Here is a 19,159-nt window from a genome sequence, read left to right on the forward strand (position 1 = left end):
GCAAAATACAATCTGTTATAGTTGTAAATGTCTGGATTTTTTTGGATGATAATTTATACATAATACCCAGAAATAAATCCGCGAAATTTTAATATAAATTCATTTTGAACTGTAGTATCGTCAATAGAGTTCGCATTGGGTAATTTTCCTATTCATAATATTTGCAGAGACGTTGCAATGCAATACGGTTCGGTTAAAGGGGAAAGGTTTTGAATACATCCTTTACCCTTTTCCCAGACCGGAGGAAAGTGAAAAATGCTTATCCGAACCGTATTGTGCTGCAATGCAACATCTCTGATTTGAAATTTTAATTAACCCCACACTATCCGTAAGTCCAAAACAAAACCAGGTAATATATCTTCTCCAGACAAGCTAGTGGGAGACTCTAATACTTCTTTTGGTTGTCCTTGTCTATAAATTTCGACGCGACGTGTTTTGCGATCGATTAGCCAACCAAGTCGCACTTTTGCATCCATATATTCGCCCATCTTGGCTTGCGTCTCGCTCAAGCTATCAGATGGAGACATTAGCTCTAAAACAAAATCAGGAGCTATAGGAGGAAATTTCTCGCGCTGTTCGCTACTGAGTGCATTCCATCTTTCTAACTGTATCCAGGATACATCGGGGGAACGGTCTGGGCCGTTGGGAAGTTTAAAGCAAGTGGAAGAGTCGAATACTTCTCCAAGTTGGGTTTGTTCGTTCCACAAGACAAATCGGGTAGTAAGTTTGGCATTGCATTTTCCAGTTTCTCCCCCTGTTGGTGGCATTACAACTAATTCTCCCTTGGCGTTGCGCTCAAATTTGACATTAGGATTATCCCGACACAGTTGGTAAAATTGGTCGCTGGTAAGTTTGATAACGTTATTAAAGTTGATGGTAATCGCTGTCATAGCAGGGTGACATGATAAATCCACAATGGAATTTGCTGTTAGGGCGCACGTCTGTACGCTCTTACTACAATTAGCTTGACATGATTCAAGCAATATGTTAACAATAGTAGTTTGTGGAAACTTTACTTCTTAATATAAGCTCTTGGCTAACGTCATTGTCATAGGTGCCCAATGGGGCGATGAAGGAAAAGGTAAAATAACTGACTTACTCAGCCGTTCCGCAGATGTTGTGGTGCGTTACCAAGGGGGTGTCAATGCTGGACACACGATTGTAGTTAAAGGTCAGACCTTTAAACTGCACTTGATTCCCTCTGGGATTTTGTATCCAAATACTGATTGCATTATCGGCTGTGGAACAGTCATCGATCCACAGATTTTGATCGCAGAACTCGACCAACTAAAAGAGTTAAATATTTCCACTGACCACCTGCTGATATCTGAGACAGCCCACGTAACGATGCCTTATCATCGATTGATTGACCAGGCATCTGAAGAACGACGGGGAAGCCATAAGATCGGCACAACAGGTCGGGGCATTGGGCCGACTTATGCTGACAAATCTGAGCGGACAGGCATTCGGGTTTTAGACTTGATGGATCCGGATGGGCTGCGCGAGCAGCTAGAGTGGACGATTAATTATAAAAACGTCATTTTAGAAAAGCTTTACAACTTGCCACCTCTAGATCCACAAGAGGTGATTGAGCAGTATTTAGGGTATGCAGAACGCTTGCGGCCTCACGTTGTTGATACATCGTTGAAAATATCCGATGCAATTTGGCGACGACGCAATATTTTGTTTGAAGGCGCACAAGGTACGCTTCTAGACTTAGATCACGGAACTTATCCTTATGTCACCTCCTCTAACCCGGTGGCAGGTGGGGCTTGCGTTGGTACTGGGGTAGGGCCGACAATGATTGACCGGGTAATTGGGGTGTCAAAAGCCTATACAACCCGTGTTGGAGAGGGGCCATTTCCCACCGAATTGGATGGCGAATTAGGAGAATTGTTGTGCGATCGCGGTGCCGAATTTGGCACAACCACCGGACGCAAACGGCGCTGTGGCTGGTTTGATGCCGTCATTGGTCGCTATGCCGTGCGGATTAACGGTATGGATTGTATGGCGCTCACCAAACTGGACGTTCTCGATGAATTAGAGTCAATCCAAGTTTGTGTTGCTTATGACATAGATGGCCAACGCAGCGAACACTTCCCCACAAGTTCTCGTCAATTTGCTAGATGTCGCCCCATCTACAAAACCTTACCGGGGTGGAAAGTGTCAACAACTCACTGCCGCACCCTAGAAGACTTGCCACCGCAAGCACTGGACTATCTAAAATTCCTCGCTGAATTAATGGAAGTCCCGATCGCGATCGTCTCACTAGGAGCAAGCCGCGATCAAACCATAATCGTAGAAGACCCCATCCACGGGCCCAAACGTGCTTTATTGCAGGCTGACGGTACACCTGCTACCCTGCTCAGTGCGTAAATTGGTCATTAGTCATTAGCAAAGGACAAATGACTAATGACCAATACTTCGACTACGCTCAGTACAAGTGACTAATGACAAATGACTAATGACAAAGGACAACTTTTATGGCTATTACAGTCGAATCTCAAAAACGTCCAGAAGGTAGCAAGCCAAAAGCTTTGCGCCGTGCTGGATTGATACCTGCCAATTTGTATGGTCATAAGGGTACAGAATCCATTTCTTTGACCATTGAAGCTAAAACTGTTGAGCGTTTGCTCAAAAGAGCTTCCGTCAATAACACCTTGATTGAGTTGAATATTGCCGATGCACCTTGGCGCGGTAAAACTTTGCTGCGGGAACTTCAGATCCATCCAGCCAAAGGTACGCCTTATCACCTCAGCTTTTTCGCGGTTGCTGGCCACGGTGACACCACTGTAGAAGTACGTCTGCGTTTTGTGGGAACTGCTGTTGGTGTTAAACAAGAGGGTGGCGTGTTAGACACCGTAGTTACTGAATTGCAAGTTAGTTGTGCGCCAGAAAACATCCCAGATGTGATCGAAATCGATGTCTCTAACCTGCAAATTGGAGACAGCTTGAGTATTAGTGATATACCCTTTCCTGAAGGTGTAACACCTCTAGCTGAATCAGAGCGACTTATTGTAAGCGTTTTGCCACCACAAATTAGCGCTGAAGATGCTGGGATAGAAACTGAAACTGAAGCAGCTTCTTAAGCTAGGTAAACTGTGTAATAATTTTTGATGATATCCAGGGGGGAACTCCTGGTTTTTTTGTATTTGAACCGCAGAGGCTCAGAGAGCGCACATAACAGAGATGACAGAAGCGATTCCAGCTTTAATTCAGCAAATGTTGCAGCCTGAATTTTATCCGCATACGGTAACAGAACCTATTCAACTAATTCAAACCCACGCTTCTTATGTGCTGTTAACTGGGGATTACGCTTATAAGCTGAAAAAACCTGTGAATTTTGGCTTTTTGGACTTTTCTACCTTAGAGAAGCGGCAGCATTTTTGTCAGGAAGAGTTACGTCTAAATCAGCGCGGTGCTGGCGAACTGTATTTAAAAGTTTTGCCCATAACTTTGGTCGGGGAACAATACCAGTTAGCTGGAACAACCGAGGCTGTAGAATATGTGCTGAAAATGCGCCAGTTTCCTCAAGAGTCGCTATTAAGCACACTTTTTGAAGAAGGTAAGTTAAATGAGACACGCTTAGATGAGTTGGGACGGGTGGTGGCTCAATATCATGCCAAAGCTCAGACGAATGATTACATTCGCACTTTTGGCGAAGTGCCAAATGTTCGAGCTGCCTTTGATGAGAATTATCAGCAAACTGAGAAGTATATTGGTGGCCCCCAGACTCAGGTGCAATTTACAGAAACAAAGCAATATACAGATAACTTTTTTGCCGAACGTCCAGAATTATTTACTAGCAGAATTCACAACGGTTATATCCGTGAATGTCACGGAGACTTACACCTAAGAAATATTGCCCTGTGGCACGATAAAATCTTGTTGTTCGATTGCATTGAATTTAATGAGTCGTTTCGCTTTGTCGATGTGATGTACGATGTGGCGTTTACGGTGATGGATTTAGAAGCGCAGCAGCGTAAAGACTTGAGTAATGCGTTTTTGAATTCCTATATAGAGCAAACTGGAGACTGGGAAGGTTTACAGGTTTTGTCTTTGTATTTAAGTCGTCAGGCTTATGTCCGGGCGAAGGTAACATCATTTTTGCTAGACGATCCGAGTGTAGCCGCGACGGTGAAGGAAGAAGCGAGAAAAACCGCCAGTGACTATTACAAACAAGCTTGGCAATATACTAAACCAAATCTGGGACAACTAATTTTGATGTCGGGGTTGTCGGGTTCTGGTAAAAGTACCACAGCAAGGTCTTTAGCCCGTCAACACGGAGCGATTCACCTGCGTTCGGATGCGGTGCGGAAGCATCTAGGGGGAATTCCCTTGTGGGAACGGGGTGGCGATGATTTGTATACACCGGAGATGACCGAGAAAACTTACACACGGCTGTTGGAATTGGGAATTACCCTGGCTAACCAAGGTTTTTCGGTAATTTTAGATGCCAAGTATGATAAGCAGCAATTGCGGCAAGAAGCGATCGCACAAGCTACAAAACATCAACTTCCCCTTCAGATTATCCAATGTACAGCACCACTTGAAGTTTTAAAAGAGCGTTTGAACAATCGCACTGGTGATATTGCTGATGCCACCGCCGATTTATTAGCCTCACAAATCAAACAAGCTGAACCTTTCACTGAAGAGGAACAACCTTATGTAAAGATTTGGGATACAACTCAACCACAACAGGCACAATTAAAATAATTTGTAATTCGTAATTGAATCGAAAATTAGAAATTACGTTAGGGAGTCAGACGCTCCTACGTCGCTAACACTACGCTATCGAGTGTCATTAGTAATTAGTTAAATAAGTTTTTTATTTTATGGCAGACAAAAAGAACGACCTATTCAGTATTTCTCCCAGCTTCTTTTCTCAACTATTATTTGGAGCATTTTTAACATTTATATTAATAATGACTGGCTCGGCACCAGCCTTAAGCATCTTCTTAGGAATCATGGGCGGTTTCATCTTAAGCTGGATCGCAAATGTAACCGATAATAGCCCCCAAGCTCCAGCTGTTGCTTCGTCTGATGGTGTTGATGCAGGACTGAAATACTGGTTATTTTTCATGCTGGGCTTTGTATATTTGGGCTATCCAGCACCCATGAGTATCTTGCTCGGTGGATTAGGTGCTTTAGCTGGAGGCTGGATTACTGCTTGGTGGGGAAGTAAGGAAGAAACTAGAACTCAGTTGCAAGTTGAAGAATCAGAAGAGACAGAAGTTGAACCAACGAATGACAGGATCAACAAACGGCAAATCAGAAGAGCCGGTCGCCGTTACCGTCGCGCTCCTGGAAGTAGTTTCAATTACAAGTTTTGGGAAAGGTAGTAATTTGGGAATTTGGGAATTGGGAATTGGGCATCGGGCATTGGTCAATAATCAGTAGTTTTTTCCCCACTGGCTCTTCTCCTATTTCCCATGCCCCATGCGCTATTCCCCATGCCCTAATAATATGTTTTTATATCTATCCAAATTACTGCCACTATTTTTTTATCCACTAGGATTAGCCTGTGTAAGCTTGGTAGTAGCATTAGTCACTTTGTGGAAACGACCGCGGACTGCGGCGATCGCAATTGCTTTTTCCCTAATTTTATTGCTATTTTGTAGTAATGCTTGGATCGCTAAATCATTAGTGCGATCGCTAGAATGGCAAAATCTTCCACTAGCCCAAATACCTAATGCAGATGCAATTGTGGTTTTGGGTGGCGCAACAAAATCAGCTTTTCCCCCAAGACCTACTGTCGATTTAAGTGAAGCAGGCGATCGCGTCATCTACGCTGCACAGCTCTATCGCCAGAAAAAAGCGCCTATAATCATTCTGAGCGGAGGACGCATTGATTGGCGTGGAAGTGGTTCTCCAGAGTCGGCAGATATGGCCACAATACTTACATCTATTGGTATTCCATCTGAGGCGATTATCCAAGAACCTGACTCTCTCAATACTTATCAAAATGCTGTAAATGTCCGCAAAATCTTGTTATCTCGTGGAATAAATCAAGTATTATTAGTTACTTCGGCAATGCATATGCCGCGATCGCTTCAGATTTTCCAGCGTCAAGGAATCAATGCTATTCCTGCACCCACTGACTTTCTAGTTAGTGAGGGTGAGTTGCAAGAACTCGGTAGTACTCCCAAAGCCGCGATACTAAATTTATTACCCGATACTGACAACCTACACCAATTTACCATCGCTTTAAAGGAGTATATTGGTTCTTTAGTTTATCGCTTACGCGGTTGGCTTTAATTAAAGTTAGGAGTTGTTAGAAAGTTATGAGTTATGAATTATGAGTTATTAATTAGGAAGTGCGGTAATTACCTGAATCCAAAACAGACGCGATTAATCGCGTCTCTACTACTCCGAATTTTATGTCAAAAAATTTACCTTATATTATTCCAGTTGCTCAACCCCAAGTTGAGGAAGCTTTTGCCTCTTACCAAACAACCCATGAGTTTTACCACGAAGTTCGGTCGCGATCGGAGTTTCAGCGTTATTGTGATTGGTATTATACCACAGCAGAACAAAACCGCCAAGAGCTTAAAAGAATGCGCGGCGAACTGAATATTTTCCAGTGGTTTCGCCGCCGATAAGTGCTTTAGATGATTTCTAACTCATTTTCACGTAAATGGGCTTTAAACTTTTTACTAAACTGGACTACAATCGGCAGATTAGCGCTTACTGGTCTGTCTCGCCATTGGGTGGCAATAGCTACTATATCGCCTTCTGTACCTTTGATATCAAAAGGTTGATTCCGATGTTCAGGATGATGATACACCACTACCGAATCTTTAACGCGGACGCGATCGCCAACTTTCATAACAACATTTACACCTAGCATTTTCTTTTCCACAAGTATCTGCTACAAAATATATGATTAAATCGCTTAGAATTTGATTTAATCAGCTATTTCTTGACGCTTCATCGGGGTGCAACGGCTTAACCCTCTGCGTCCAGGCACGTCTTAGCAATCCGCGCGTACTTTTTTCAGTTTTTTGCCACGTTAATAAGTATCGCCCATAGCCTTTCTCTTTAACCCAAAAGCAGGGAAATGAAAGAAAATCAGGCGATATCGGATGTGCTTAGTACTTTGACAAGATATCCAACCCTTTTATCTTGACTCTAGGATGTTCCCCAGGTCAACTCTCTCACGAATTTTAGTGTATGGCAGATGCTTGGTGATTGCGATCGCTTCATCTGTTAAATGCGTATTTTTATACTAAAACTGGGTATTACAAATAAGTACTTTTGATGGAATAGGTTTTCAAAGATGATTTTAAGCTTTAGAAATACTAGTGCTGTGTGTGCCGTATTTTTATTAGTCAGTGTCAGCAGCTTTCACAATTCAGCCATAGCCAATATAAATAATCAGTCCCAATTGATAGCACAGCAGAGTAAAACTCAGTCACACCCAGTTTTTAAATCTATTCTGCCTAAATTAAAGCAAAAAACTCAAATTCGGATTCTTTTACCAAAGTTCATTCCTGAGTCGGATGGGGAAAATCCAATTTACGCAACTATAGAAGCTGCTACGCAAAAAAAGTATGATATTTTACTGGCTTATAGTCCAGACTGTAATGGTGCTTCTGCCTGTCGTTTAGGCGTTGTTTCTGCCGAAGCCATAACCCGCAAAACACCCAGCCTGACTGGAAAACGTGTGTCCTTAGCTAAGAACATTACTGGCTATTTTGTAGATTTTACTTGTGGTGCTGGTTGCTCAGATGCTACCTTGACTTGGAGACAACAGGGTGTGCAATATGTTTTTGGATTGAAAGGAGGCGATCGCACTTCTTTAGTAAAAATGGCTAATTCTGCGATTAATCCCTAGCTAGCGTCATTTGATTGTACTTCCCAATGAAACAGCCGCGGCAATTGAGATACATCTATAGCGTAGTTAACAATCCACATCACCAATTCAAAAATCAATAAATATCGTACCCACTGCAACTCGCTTGTAGAATCCAAAAGTGTCAAACCCTCATACAACTGCCAAAAGCGGTAAGGGAGATATATATAAGGAACCATCACCCAGACAACATTTTGCAACTGCCTAAGCGTCACTCTTTCAGAGATGATTTGCAACCCTAAGACGATAAAATACCAAGCAAGCACAGCTAACACCGTGCGATCGCCCCACCATACACCCCACAATAGCATGACCACTAATGGCGGCACTACTGCTAGCAGTTGCACTGAGCCAAACCAGATTTTATACCAACCGGGAAATGGTAAAGGTAGAGTATAAGGCTTTGCGTTTTTCCATCCCCAGTTGACAACCAGAATGAAAAGTGTGGCAATAAGGAAAAAGATGAGATTTTCTAGGAACAGATACAGGTTGATGTTTAAGGAAGTCACGTCGCTGCGCTCCGAATTCAAAATTCAAAACTTGTACTGAGCTTGTCGAAGTATTCAAAATTCCCATAAATAAATTTAGTTGCTCTGTATCCTTTTGTTTGTCGCTCATGAGGGTATGAGCAAGCTCTGATGTTTATGGCTTCAGTAAATCAATATACTTGTCTCTAAGTATCTAGGCATAAATAAATTTATTGTTTGTAGTAAGGACTTTAGTCCTGATAATCCTTGCTCTGAGGGATAAATCGCTCACTACAAACTAGGAGTTTATTTTATATTTAATTATGTCTACCTACTTACAATAAAACATCTACTAAGGAGCTGCAAAAATATTTCAACTTTTGTTTGCTCTATTTTCTTGTACCAAATGAATAATCGATGGTATCAAAGAAATTACTATAATTAATCCAATAATCGGTAACAAATACTTATCTACCTGTTCAGGTGGCAGAGATTTTCCTAAGAAAAACCCTAACAGGGTAATGCCAAATGTCCAAAGAAAGCCACCAATTAAGTTGTAAGACATAAATGTGCGATAATGCATTGCACCAATCCCAGCCACGATGGGCGCGAAAGTGCGTACAATCGGTAAAAAGCGTGCTAAAACAATCGTTTTTTTACCGTGCTGGTGATAAAAGTTTTGAGTTTTCACAAGATGTTTTTTATGAAACAGCCATGAATCTTCTTTATTAAATAGTCTTCTGCCAAATTTATGCCCAGTCACATAGCCAACATTGTCACCTAAGACTGCACAAATAAAAGCACCAATTATCAGAACCCAAATGTTCAATAAATTCTGAGATGCAACAAATCCAGCGGTGAACAATAAGCTATCCCCAGGTAGAAAAAAACCAATTAACAAGCCAGATTCAGCAAATACAATCGCCCAGACCCCAAAATAGCCGAGTGATTTAATCAGTTGTGGTAAATCCAGATGCATAGAATTTCTACTTTTAAACAATAGATCCACAACATCTTAACGTTCAGCAATTTTATTGAATAAAAAGTAATATTAAATTTGTGTAAATTTATTATGTAATCTTGGGAAATGTAATGACAGATGACAGGTTTTGAGTTATGAGTGCAAGAGACGAAGATATTTGAAAGTACTAAGAATATTTTGGGGTGCTGCGATGCCTACAGCGAGCTTTGCTAACGCAGCAGAGTTGGAATATCGTGTTAACTTTTTCATAGCTACGCTTAGAGATATGAAAAATAATCAAATTCCTCCTGGAAGCTTTGGTTTGCCTATATTAGGTGAAACACTCTCCTTTGTTTTCGACCGCGATTTCGCTAAAAAGCGCTATCGCCAGCATGGGCCCATCTTCAAAACTCATCTTCTTGGTAGACCGACTGTAGTGATGGTCGGGCCGGAAGCATTGGAGTTGCTTTTGTCAAGCCAAATGGAGAATTTTTCTTGGCGCGAGGGATGGCCTGATAATTTTAAGACATTACTGGGTGAATCGCTTTTTCTGCAAGATGGAGAGGAACACCGCAGAAACCGCCGCTTGATGATGCCGGCGTTGCACGGCCCAGCATTGGCGAATTATGTCTCCACAATGGAAGATATTACACGCGGCTATCTCCAAAAGTGGCAGAAAAAACAGGAGTTTACTTGGTTTCCAGAATTTAAACAGCTGACATTTGATATTGCTAGTCAATTATTGTTGGGTACGCGTCCTGGGCCTGAATGCGTGCGCCTGAGCGAGTTGTTTACAACCTTGACCAATGGGCTGTTTGCTATTAACCCGTTGCCCTTACCATTTACTACATTTGGTAAAGCTATAGCCGCTCGTAATCAAATTTTAGAACATCTAACTCAAGTTGTCAGAGAACGCCAGCAAAACCCAACAAAAGATACCATCAGCTTGTTAATCCAAGCTAGAGATGAAGATGGTAATAGCCTCAGCGAAAAAGAACTCATTGCCCAAGCGGTGCTGTTACTCTTCGCTGGACATGAAACTACTACTTCGATGCTGACTTGGTTGTGTGTAGAGTTAGCCCGTCATCCAGAAGTACTCGAAAAAGCAAGAATTGAACAATTGCAACTTGCAAGTACAGGTGACTTGGATTTAGAACAATTAGGGAAAATGCCCTATTTAGAGCAGGTTTTGTGGGAAGTTGAAAGATTGCATCAACCTGTCGGAGGCGGGTTTCGTGGCGTAATTAAAGACTTTGAGTTTAAAGGTTATCACGTTCCTGCTGGTTGGCAATTATACTATTCAATTGGAGTTACTCACCGAATTGAAGAAATTTATTCTGAACCAGACCTGTTTGAGCCAGACCGTTTCAGTCCCCAGCGCCAAGAACATAAAAAGTATCCTTTTAGTTTAGTTGGTTTTGGCGGTGGGCCACGCATCTGTATTGGTCTAGCCTTTGCCAAAATGGAAATGAAGATTGTTGCTGCTCATCTTCTACGCAATTATCATTGGGAGATATTACCCAATCAAAGTTTAGAGGAAGTTGTGGTTCCCACTAATCGCCCGAAAGATGGATTGCGGGTTAGATTTCAACCTCGGTGAAATGTTTTATGACATCCCAAATAAACATACATTTGCCTAACGGAGTTTTACAACGCTTGCAAAATGTGAAAGATTTTGTCGGCGGAAGCGTTAACTCTCTAAGTAACTCAGCCCAACAAGCTGGTGAGTCTTTGAAGACAACAGCCACTACAACTACTGATAGAGCAATTGATACAGTTACAACAAGTTTAGAGCAAACTTGGCAAACAGCGGAGCAATTTAAGAGTACAACATCGGGAGCAGTTAAAGATGCGATCGCATCTTCTACAAGTGATTGGCTAACACAACACCCGATATTTTTTCGGTTAGTTCAAATACTAGGTTGGGCGGCTAATCACCCAATTATTAGTGTAGTCATTTTGCTGTTTGCACTTGCTCTACTTTGGAGCATCATCAAAGCAATTGTCCACTTAATTGAAACCGCTAGTTGGTCAATACTCAAAGTTCCGTTAAAATTGCTTCAGGCTTTGATTAAAGTTAGTTTTCTATCCTTAACTAAAGTTGGAAGTTTTGCTGTTCAACGAATCACAGGTGCAAAAACAACTGATAATCCGCCTACTTTATTACCTGAAAGTTTTCAACCAAATAAACAACAACGATTGACAGAAATTTCTAGTCGTTTGGTAGCAATTCAAAAGGAACAACATGAACTTTTACAAGAAGCGGCAGACTTGATTGCTACCGACACAATTGATATAGAAATATCAAAAATTAAACAGCTAAAAAGCGCTGAATCACATCTTGGCTAAGTTCGGTGGTGGAACCGGAGGCGACAATACCACCTTTTTGCATAGCGTAATAGTAATCCGCCTGACGGACAAAGTGTAAATGTTGCTCTACTAATAACACCGAAATACCTGTAGTTTCGACGATGCGACGGACTGCGGCTTCAATTTCAAGGATGATGGAGGGTTGAATACCTTCGGTAGGTTCATCTAAGACGAGTAATTGAGGTTCTCCCATTAAAGCACGTGCGATCGCTAATTGTTGCTGCTGTCCTCCGCTTAAATCACCACCCATCCGCGAAAGCATGGTTTTTAACACCGGAAATAAACTAAAAACTTCCTCTGAAATTTCTGCTTTTTTGACTGGTTTGCGTCTAGCTTCCAATCCCAGCAGTAGATTTTCTTTAACTGTCAACCGAGGGATAATCTCTCGTCCTTGGGGGACATAACCAATTCCCAACTTTGCTCTTTGGTCTGGAGATTTGGAGTTGATTAATTCTTCAGCTAAATTAATAGTACCGCTACGGGGTTTGAGTAAACCCATGATAGTTTTGAGTAAGGTAGTTTTTCCGACACCATTGCGTCCAATTAGGCAAACCATTTGCCCAGATGGTACGCTCAAATCTACATTGCGGAGAATATGGCTTTCGCCGTAATAAACGTTTAGGTTAGAAATTTTTAGCATAAAATAACTTTTAACTGTTTAGTTTTGATATCAAGTTTCTAACTGGCGATCGCTCTGTTAATAAATAATTAGCCACAGTTTACTAAAAGTCTGGTTAACCTCTTATGATACCTGATTGTGAATGATTTTTTCTGGTTTCAACTAATGGATAATATGACCGGGCGATCGCCATTTCCATAATATGGAAATAACCTATGCGCGTTTCAATCCCTAATAGGGATTTTAGTTGATTGCGATGTTAATCCTGTTCCCGATGCTCAGAATCAAATGTTTCAATCCCTAATAGGGATTTTAGTTGATTGCGATCTTTTCTACCCAGGCATTAAATTCATGTAATGTGTTTCAATCCCTAATAGGGATTTTAGTTGATTTCGATTTACTATTAGTTATTTATCCGAGAGCCGCCCTTGGTTTCAATCCCTAATAGGGATTTTAGTTGATTGCGATTCAAGGTGGCTGCATCTGTTGCACCAGTGTTTGGTTTCAATCCCTAATAGGGATTTTAGTTGATTGCGATAAATATCATTTCCAGTGGTGTACCCGCAGCTAAAGTTTCAATCCCTAATAGGGATTTTAGTTGATTGCGATGGCGTTTCTCAAGATATGAGCCAGGTATGTATCTAGGTTTCAATCCCTAATAGGGATTTTAGTTGATTGCGATCTTTAGGAGATCGCCTAGCAGCAATCGTCAAGGCGTTTCAATCCCTAATAGGGATTTTAGTTGATTGCGATCGCAGGCGTCTGAAAGCTATGTGTTATTTGGTTTTCAAGGTTCAACAGCGCGAATGCGAAAATCATAACATAAGGACTGGGAATTGTGCTAACTGTAAATAGTTGAAAGTCAGTTTATATAAGGTGCGCGGATGGTTTCAAGATGCTAAAGCTCTCAAATTCTTGCAGATACGGCAATCTAGCCATTTTTGTACTAACCCCTTCACCAACACCTACCCATTCGCGCACTTAGCAAAAAAACTAGTCTAATTACTTAAAAGTTTTCCTTAGCAGCTAACATCTGTAAAATCTTTTCTACACGATCCAACTCTCCAACGATGCGCCGAATTGGGTGAGGCCAAACCTTGACAAGGGTAGGAGTTGCAGAAACTTGATTTAGTTCTGCTTGTTCTGGATGACTTAAAACATCAATCACCTTCAGAGTATAAGGATGTCCGAGCGATCGCTCTAACAATTCGTGTAAATTTTGCAGAATGCGTTCAGTAGAACTGCTATGTCCGGCAACAAACAAGCGGAGAACATAACCTTGGGTAATGGCTTCTTTTTTTTGTACTATTACTGGTTGGTGATATTTTGGTACAGGTTCAGAAAGGTCTAGACGGACAATTAAATCGTGATCCTCCCAAAGCTGCCCAAATGACGAACGATAGGTTGTTAACACCATGCGATCGCACAATCCCTCTTGCCAAGGAGCTGCTTGCCATACTAATTCCCCTGTGCCAAAAATGGCATTAAGCAAAGCTTGATGTCTAATTACAGCTGGATAAGCTTCAGCAAAAGTTCGCACTTGTTGAGTGCGCGGATCTAACCAATTGTCAATAGTTGCAGTATAACAAGGCACTAAAAAGTGCGGTGGCTCTGGTAAATCTAGAATTTCTTGCAAAGCCGAGCACAAATGCAAATGCCATCGACCTTGTTTGCTAGGGTCGATGCAGTAAATTAAATCTCCTCCAGGCGTAAATAGCGCAATGCCTTTAAACAGCTGGGGTGTAGATAGTTTGTTTGTCGTCAAGTTATTCACAGAGGCTAGGGAACTAAAAGTAAAAATTCTTTCTTTTACCTTTTACCTTAGCTATAACCTCAACCAGGATTGCAAAAATATTTGCGATTAGGTACTTGAAGATAAGGGAGCGAGGGGAGCAGAGGGCAAAGGAGCAGGGGAGCAGAGGAGACAAGGGAGACAAGAGGGAAAAGTCTCTCTTGTCTCCCCCCTCTTCCTTGTCTACCTTGTCTCTTCTCCATGCCCAATGCCCAATGCCCAATCCTAAACTCGACCTCGGAGAAACTGCGCCATTTCGTTAGGAGTTGGTGACATTTCCAAAGCAGTTTCTTCAGTGATGCGTCCGTCTTGATAGAGATTCAGCAATGACTGATTCATCGTAATCATGCCGTCAAAGCCAGCTTGTTTCATCAGCTCGCCAATTTCATCATACTTACCGTCTTTGATCCATTCTTTAATTGCCTCAGTATTGATCAGCACATCATGGAAAGCAGCCCGCTTACCGTCAGTAGTGCGACACAAACCTTGAGCAATTACTGCCACTAAAGACTCAGAAATTGCCACCCGCATTGCATCCTGTTCATCACCAGAATAGAGGTTGAGAATCCGCTCAATGGTTTTGACCGCGCTATTGGTGTGCAGTGTTCCCATGACTAAGTGACCAGTCTGAGCAGCTTTTAGGGCGGTGTTAACTGTTTCCTTGTCCCGCATTTCCCCCACCAGAATCAAATCTGGGTCTTCCCGCAAAGCTGCTTTCAAAGCGTTGTCAAATTTCCGGGTATGCATTCCCACTTCCCGCTGTTTGACTAAGGACTTGCGGCTTTGATGGACAAATTCTATCGGGTCTTCAATGGTGATGATATGTTTGGCCATCTCCTTATTGATGTAGTCAATCATCGCTGCCATTGTGGTGGACTTACCAGAACCAGTAGGCCCCGTTACTAGAATTAAACCTTTATGGTGATGACAAATATCCCGAAAAATTGGAGGTAATCTCAACTGTTCCATAGTTAAGATTTTTAGCGGAATCAACCGCAACACCATTGCAGGCCCTTTCAGGGAGCCAAAAACATTAATCCGCACGCGAGCAAATTCGTATTGAGTTGCTCCGTCAAATTCTAAGGTTTCTTCAAAGCGCTGAATTTCTCCCTCAGTCATCACCTCCCGCAACCAACTCATAAAAGTTTCTTTATCTGTTTCTGGATGATCTCCTGATTGAATTTCTCCTCGGCTGCGGAAGCGGGGTGGTTCACCCACACCCAAGTGCAAGTCAGAATATCCCTGATCGTAAGCTTCTCTGATTAACTTCTCTAAAGTGAGTGCTGGATTGTTGTTTTGAGGGCGAACTGAATTAGGTATTGGCGGTGGACTACCCGGACGATGACCTGCAACAGGTGGATTAGTGCCCCTATCCATTGACATATCGAGTGTTTGTGTCATCTGCCGCTGCGTACTAAAGGTTGGAGTTGGCGGTGGTGGCGGCGGCATTGGTGGCAAATTACGTCCGGCAGCAGAGTTAGAATTTAATGGAGACTGTGATTCTGTCATATATCTTCACATTTGGCAGTTAAAAAGTTGAATTAACGAGAAGTAAAGTCACTTGCTTTGATGACTTTTGGAGAATGCTTGTCTGCAAGCCTTAGCGGTGATAGAAGGCGATTGAAACTCTAAAACCACGGTCAATCTATTTCATCCACCTCAATTGGTATCTTTTATTTCCTAAGATTTCACTACTCAGAATATTTAGATAGATTATTTAACCTATCTAAACTGGTTTAACACACGCAAGTACTTAAAAGACCTCAGTAAATACACATGGATTAAAAAGTAGTTTTTAATGCTCTTCCTTTAAAGTAAATATTCTCATGACTTAGATGAGAAATTTATCCCAGGCTTGGGCACAAATTGCCAGCAATTAACAGTACAAATACTAGCAGTTCATTTATTCTGCCCATCTAGGAATTATGAGAAAGACTACTAATTTTTATAAGAAATGTTAAGTTGAATCGGAGCGATATCGTGGGGATCGAGCTTAAAAGCTCATACCTTTTAGGTTCTATACCTGAAGGTAGATGCAGTAAACAAGTTTTTTTAATAGATATAAACTTGACTTTATATCCATAATTACAAAAAACTAACTGTGAACTTTAGTAAATAAATGCTCATTTTTCCAATTAGTTTTTATATACTGGATTTCACTGAAACAATTCAGTTTGCTCGCGAAAAGTGAGAAATTACTGAAATTAAAATTTGTTGTGTATTTTTGGGAGGAAAAGTCATGGTTTCTGCTCAAAGCTCTAATCAAGGAAAGACCTACTCCTTGTTGATGATTAAAAGCTTTTTAATATGGACTTTTACATTAGCAGTATGTTTGTTGGTTGTGGGTTTTCCACTAGTTGTCTTGATGGCTACGGTCGGATGTCTGTTGTCGATTGTCTTGCAGTCTGTGATGCCTGTTAGTGCGGTTTTGCTTGTAGCAGGCGCTCTAATAATGTTTAATGTCATGGCAGTTGTATTGGCTGCGGGTGTACTAACTGTTAAGGGAGTTCATCCTAGTGATGTTAAATGGTTAAGCTGGCTGCATGGAGAGGCAGACCAAATGCAGGCTACTGTTTATGCTGCTTGCCCTCTAACTTGTGAGATCAAATAGTTATTACAGGTTAATTAGACAAACAGTGCGTCTGCCCGGTTAAGCCGGGTTTTTTCATGGTTTTTATAATGTGAACTTTTAAATAGTCATTACAGATTAATTAGACAAACAATACATTTACCCGGTTAAGCCAGTTTTTTTATATCTTGTGTGATTTATCCATTAATATTTATGGTTTATGTGAGGATTGACTGCCGACTATTGACCATAGACCATTGACTATAGACCATTGACTATAGATGGTAAATTACAGATGACTAATGACTAATCAAAAACGCGTTTGCATTATTTTAGGTACTCGCCCGGAAGCGATTAAACTCGCTCCAGTTATTCAGGTTTTCCAGAAATCTTCAGAATTTCAGTTGCAAGTAATTCTAACTGGACAACATCGGGAGATGGTTGAGCAAGTTATGCAACTGTTTAATATCAAGTCGGATTATAACTTGGAAATTATGCAAGTTCAGCAATCTCTAAATGATATTACTTGCCGTAGTTTACAAGGATTAGAAGCATTATTTAAGGCGGAAAAGCCAGATTTCGTAATTGTGCAGGGAGACACTACGACTGCTTTTGCCGCAGCTTTGGCAGCTTTTTATCAAAAAATCCCTGTTGGTCATGTAGAAGCAGGGTTAAGAACTGATGATATCTTCAATCCTTACCCAGAAGAAGCTAATCGGCGGTTAATTTCTCAGATTACTCAGTTGCACTTTGCTCCGACTCCTTGGGCTGTGGAAAACTTGCATCGTTCTGGTGTTTTGGGTGAAATTCACATGACGGGCAACACGGTAATTGATGCATTGTTAAATGTCGCTGCAACCCAAGTAGTTTGCGATGTCCCAGGCTTAGACTGGGATTCATATCGGGTTTTATTAGCAACAGTTCATCGCCGGGAGAATTGGGGAGAACCTCTATTAGCGATCGCTCAGGCGTTTTTACAAATCTTAGACAAGTTTCCTGATACAGCTTTGCTTTTACCATTGCACCGCAATCCGACAGTGCGAGTCCCGTTGCAGGAACTTTTAGGGAATCATCCCCGAATTTTCTTGACAGATCCTCTAGATTATGGAGAATTGGTGGGAGCAATTGGGCGATCGCATCTTTTGCTCACTGACTCTGGTGGCTTGCAAGAAGAAGCCCCCAGTTTGGGAAAACCCGTACTAGTTTTGAGAGACACCACCGAAAGACCAGAGGCTGTGGTAGCTGGTACAGCCAAACTTGTCGGTACTACGACTGAGAATATTGTTGCAGCGGCTGCTGAGTTACTCAGTGACTCAGATGCTTATGAAGCGATGGCAAACGCAATCAATCCCTTTGGAGATGGTCATGCAGCAGAGCGCATTTTGCAGATTGTCCAAAATTACATTCATGGGTAAAAAAGTTCGTAGTAAGGACTTTAGTCCTTATTTCTCAAGCACTAGAGTGCTTACTACAAACCCTCAAAACTAATTTGATAATATTTACCAAATCACGAGATTTTCCAAGGGTGGCTTTTGGTTAAATACCCAGAGCTGCTCTAGTTTCGGGGCCTACAACACCATCTACAAGTAGACCTTTACTTTGCTGAAAGCTTCGGACTCGGCTAACAGTTTCTTGACCGTAAATTCCATCAATTCTAAGATTACCTAAAGCTGTTTGCACGTCTCTAACGAGCTGACCTTTAGAACCAGGGGTAAGAATCACCGAACCGCCAACACCACCTGGTCTAGTCACAGGACGATTGTTAGGTTTATTACCAATCCATCGGGCAAAAACGTATCTACCCGTAGAAAGTCTGGCAAAACCGTTTTCATATCGTTCAATTGCTGGAAGTGTTGCGCCATTTGGTATACAGTCTACATACGAGTAGTTGCTGCTTGGGCCGGAACGAACACGTAAACAACTGCCGTTAGTTTTGACATAAGCAGCCGAACTCACTTGAATTTGGGTTACAGCAGCAAATAATACACCAACACCAGCTAAAGCTAACCAAGCCGAAGATTTAAGCAGTTTTTTCCAATTGAATTGAGGTTGAGGAAGATGATACTTAATATTGCCAGATGCCTCTTCTTGAGCAATAAACATCTGGGAATAAGCAAGATATTCCATAATGCACTCCTTGATATGAAAAAATGAGTACTCGCAGAGAATTACTTAGTGTTCTCTGTATTTATTCTTAGTATATTTTATATCACTGTATTTTAAAAGTTTTTTATTGCTCCCGAAATTAATAAAAATTGAAGAAGGCAGGAGGCAGTGTTTCGACTACGCTCAACAACCGGGCAGGAGGCAGAAGGAACAATTGGAAGACGATTCAGATCCGAATGACACTAAGAAAAGGCGAAAGGCTTGTGTCATCTCGTTCCCAGTCTGAAAACTGGGAATGTGTTCCAAGAGGCTCTGCCTCTGGTCAAGCCACTGGAGGCGGAGCCTCCGAGAAGGGTTCCCAGCCTCCAGGCTGGGAACCAGTTAGAGCAAAGCTTATAGCTTTTCTTAGTGCCATTCGAT

At 41.7% G+C, this 19,159-nt stretch carries 19 protein-coding genes and 1 CRISPR repeat array; of the genes, 11 read left to right on the plus strand and 8 right to left on the minus strand.

What is annotated here, in order from left to right; translation table 11 throughout:
* Window positions 1-311 precede the first annotated feature (311 nt).
* The gene (locus V7K45_RS27810; RefSeq protein WP_335008567.1) at window positions 312-890 is read right to left on the minus strand and encodes a Uma2 family endonuclease; all 579 of its coding nucleotides are present in this window, start codon (window positions 888-890) and stop codon (window positions 312-314) included.
* A 142-nt stretch (window positions 891-1,032) separates the two neighbouring features.
* On the opposite strand from V7K45_RS27810, the gene V7K45_RS27815 reads away from it, so the two are divergent.
* The 6 genes from V7K45_RS27815 (at window position 1,033) to V7K45_RS27840 (ending at window position 6,602) form a co-directional block, all read left to right on the plus strand.
* Entirely contained in the window at window positions 1,033-2,376 is a 1,344-nt protein-coding gene (locus V7K45_RS27815) for an adenylosuccinate synthase (protein ID WP_335008411.1), read from the plus strand.
* 107 nt (window positions 2,377-2,483) lie between these two features.
* On the plus strand, window positions 2,484-3,089 hold the full coding sequence (locus V7K45_RS27820; protein ID WP_335008413.1) for a 50S ribosomal protein L25/general stress protein Ctc: 606 nt from the start codon (window positions 2,484-2,486) through the stop codon (window positions 3,087-3,089).
* A 100-nt stretch (window positions 3,090-3,189) separates the two neighbouring features.
* The gene (locus V7K45_RS27825; protein WP_335008415.1) at window positions 3,190-4,716 is read left to right on the plus strand and encodes a bifunctional aminoglycoside phosphotransferase/ATP-binding protein; all 1,527 of its coding nucleotides are present in this window, start codon (window positions 3,190-3,192) and stop codon (window positions 4,714-4,716) included.
* A 119-nt stretch (window positions 4,717-4,835) separates the two neighbouring features.
* Entirely contained in the window at window positions 4,836-5,342 is a 507-nt protein-coding gene (locus V7K45_RS27830; protein ID WP_335008417.1) for a hypothetical protein, read from the plus strand.
* A gap of 124 nt (window positions 5,343-5,466) precedes the next feature.
* On the plus strand, window positions 5,467-6,258 hold the full coding sequence (locus V7K45_RS27835; protein ID WP_335008419.1) for a YdcF family protein: 792 nt from the start codon (window positions 5,467-5,469) through the stop codon (window positions 6,256-6,258).
* 122 nt (window positions 6,259-6,380) lie between these two features.
* Window positions 6,381-6,602 carry a hypothetical protein gene (locus tag V7K45_RS27840; RefSeq protein WP_322671578.1) on the plus strand — a complete coding sequence of 74 codons (222 nt, stop codon included), beginning with the start codon at window positions 6,381-6,383 and terminating at the stop codon, window positions 6,600-6,602.
* 5 nt (window positions 6,603-6,607) lie between these two features.
* Here the strand turns inward: V7K45_RS27840 and V7K45_RS27845 are convergent, their stop codons facing one another.
* On the minus strand, window positions 6,608-6,829 hold the full coding sequence (locus V7K45_RS27845) for a ferredoxin-thioredoxin reductase variable chain (RefSeq protein WP_442942062.1): 222 nt from the start codon (window positions 6,827-6,829) through the stop codon (window positions 6,608-6,610).
* 450 nt (window positions 6,830-7,279) lie between these two features.
* Between V7K45_RS27845 and V7K45_RS27850 the strand changes: the two genes are divergently transcribed.
* Entirely contained in the window at window positions 7,280-7,837 is a 558-nt protein-coding gene (locus tag V7K45_RS27850; protein ID WP_335008422.1) for a hypothetical protein, read from the plus strand.
* Here the strand turns inward: V7K45_RS27850 and V7K45_RS27855 are convergent.
* The gene (locus tag V7K45_RS27855) at window positions 7,834-8,364 is read right to left on the minus strand and encodes a hypothetical protein (RefSeq protein ID WP_335008424.1); all 531 of its coding nucleotides are present in this window, start codon (window positions 8,362-8,364) and stop codon (window positions 7,834-7,836) included. The two genes, V7K45_RS27850 and V7K45_RS27855, sit on opposite strands and share 4 nt — an antisense overlap.
* Before the next feature lie 331 nt (window positions 8,365-8,695).
* The gene (locus tag V7K45_RS27860) at window positions 8,696-9,301 is read right to left on the minus strand and encodes a DedA family protein (protein WP_292738591.1); all 606 of its coding nucleotides are present in this window, start codon (window positions 9,299-9,301) and stop codon (window positions 8,696-8,698) included.
* 268 nt (window positions 9,302-9,569) lie between these two features.
* On the opposite strand from V7K45_RS27860, the gene V7K45_RS27865 reads away from it, so the two are divergent.
* Window positions 9,570-10,883: a cytochrome P450 gene (locus tag V7K45_RS27865; RefSeq protein WP_335008571.1), complete on the plus strand. Its 1,314-nt coding sequence runs from the start codon at window positions 9,570-9,572 to the stop codon at window positions 10,881-10,883.
* An 8-nt stretch (window positions 10,884-10,891) separates the two neighbouring features.
* A complete protein-coding gene (locus V7K45_RS27870; protein ID WP_335008427.1) occupies window positions 10,892-11,632 on the plus strand; it encodes a hypothetical protein in 741 nt (246 codons plus the stop codon).
* Here the strand turns inward: V7K45_RS27870 and urtE are convergent.
* The 3 genes from urtE to V7K45_RS27885 form a co-directional block, all read right to left on the minus strand.
* On the minus strand, window positions 11,595-12,293 hold the full coding sequence (urtE, locus tag V7K45_RS27875) for an urea ABC transporter ATP-binding subunit UrtE (protein WP_099101646.1): 699 nt from the start codon (window positions 12,291-12,293) through the stop codon (window positions 11,595-11,597). The two genes, V7K45_RS27870 and urtE, sit on opposite strands and share 38 nt — an antisense overlap.
* Window positions 12,294-12,493: 200 nt before the next feature.
* Window positions 12,494-13,025: a CRISPR direct-repeat array (repeat unit 37 nt; unit sequence GTTTCAATCCCTAATAGGGATTTTAGTTGATTGCGAT).
* Window positions 13,026-13,278: 253 nt separating this feature from the next.
* Window positions 13,279-14,046 (minus strand): circadian clock KaiB family protein, encoded by a 768-nt coding sequence (locus V7K45_RS27880; RefSeq protein ID WP_335008429.1) that lies wholly within the window; start codon window positions 14,044-14,046, stop codon window positions 13,279-13,281.
* 243 nt (window positions 14,047-14,289) lie between these two features.
* Window positions 14,290-15,573 (minus strand): type IV pilus twitching motility protein PilT, encoded by a 1,284-nt coding sequence (locus V7K45_RS27885; protein ID WP_335008431.1) that lies wholly within the window; start codon window positions 15,571-15,573, stop codon window positions 14,290-14,292.
* A gap of 730 nt (window positions 15,574-16,303) precedes the next feature.
* Between V7K45_RS27885 and V7K45_RS27890 the strand changes: the two genes are divergently transcribed.
* Window positions 16,304-16,675: a hypothetical protein gene (locus tag V7K45_RS27890; protein ID WP_335008433.1), complete on the plus strand. Its 372-nt coding sequence runs from the start codon at window positions 16,304-16,306 to the stop codon at window positions 16,673-16,675.
* A 260-nt stretch (window positions 16,676-16,935) separates the two neighbouring features.
* Complete coding sequence (gene wecB, locus V7K45_RS27895) at window positions 16,936-18,048, plus strand: non-hydrolyzing UDP-N-acetylglucosamine 2-epimerase (RefSeq protein ID WP_335008435.1); 1,113 nt, start codon at window positions 16,936-16,938, stop codon at window positions 18,046-18,048.
* Between the two features lie 121 nt (window positions 18,049-18,169).
* Here wecB and V7K45_RS27900 read toward each other — a convergent pair whose 3' ends face one another.
* A complete protein-coding gene (locus V7K45_RS27900) occupies window positions 18,170-18,760 on the minus strand; it encodes a peptidoglycan-binding protein (protein ID WP_335008437.1) in 591 nt (196 codons plus the stop codon).
* Window positions 18,761-19,159: the final 399 nt, after the last annotated feature.

This window comes from Nostoc sp. (genome assembly GCF_036917375.1).
Taxonomy (GTDB): domain Bacteria; phylum Cyanobacteriota; class Cyanobacteriia; order Cyanobacteriales; family Nostocaceae; genus Nostoc.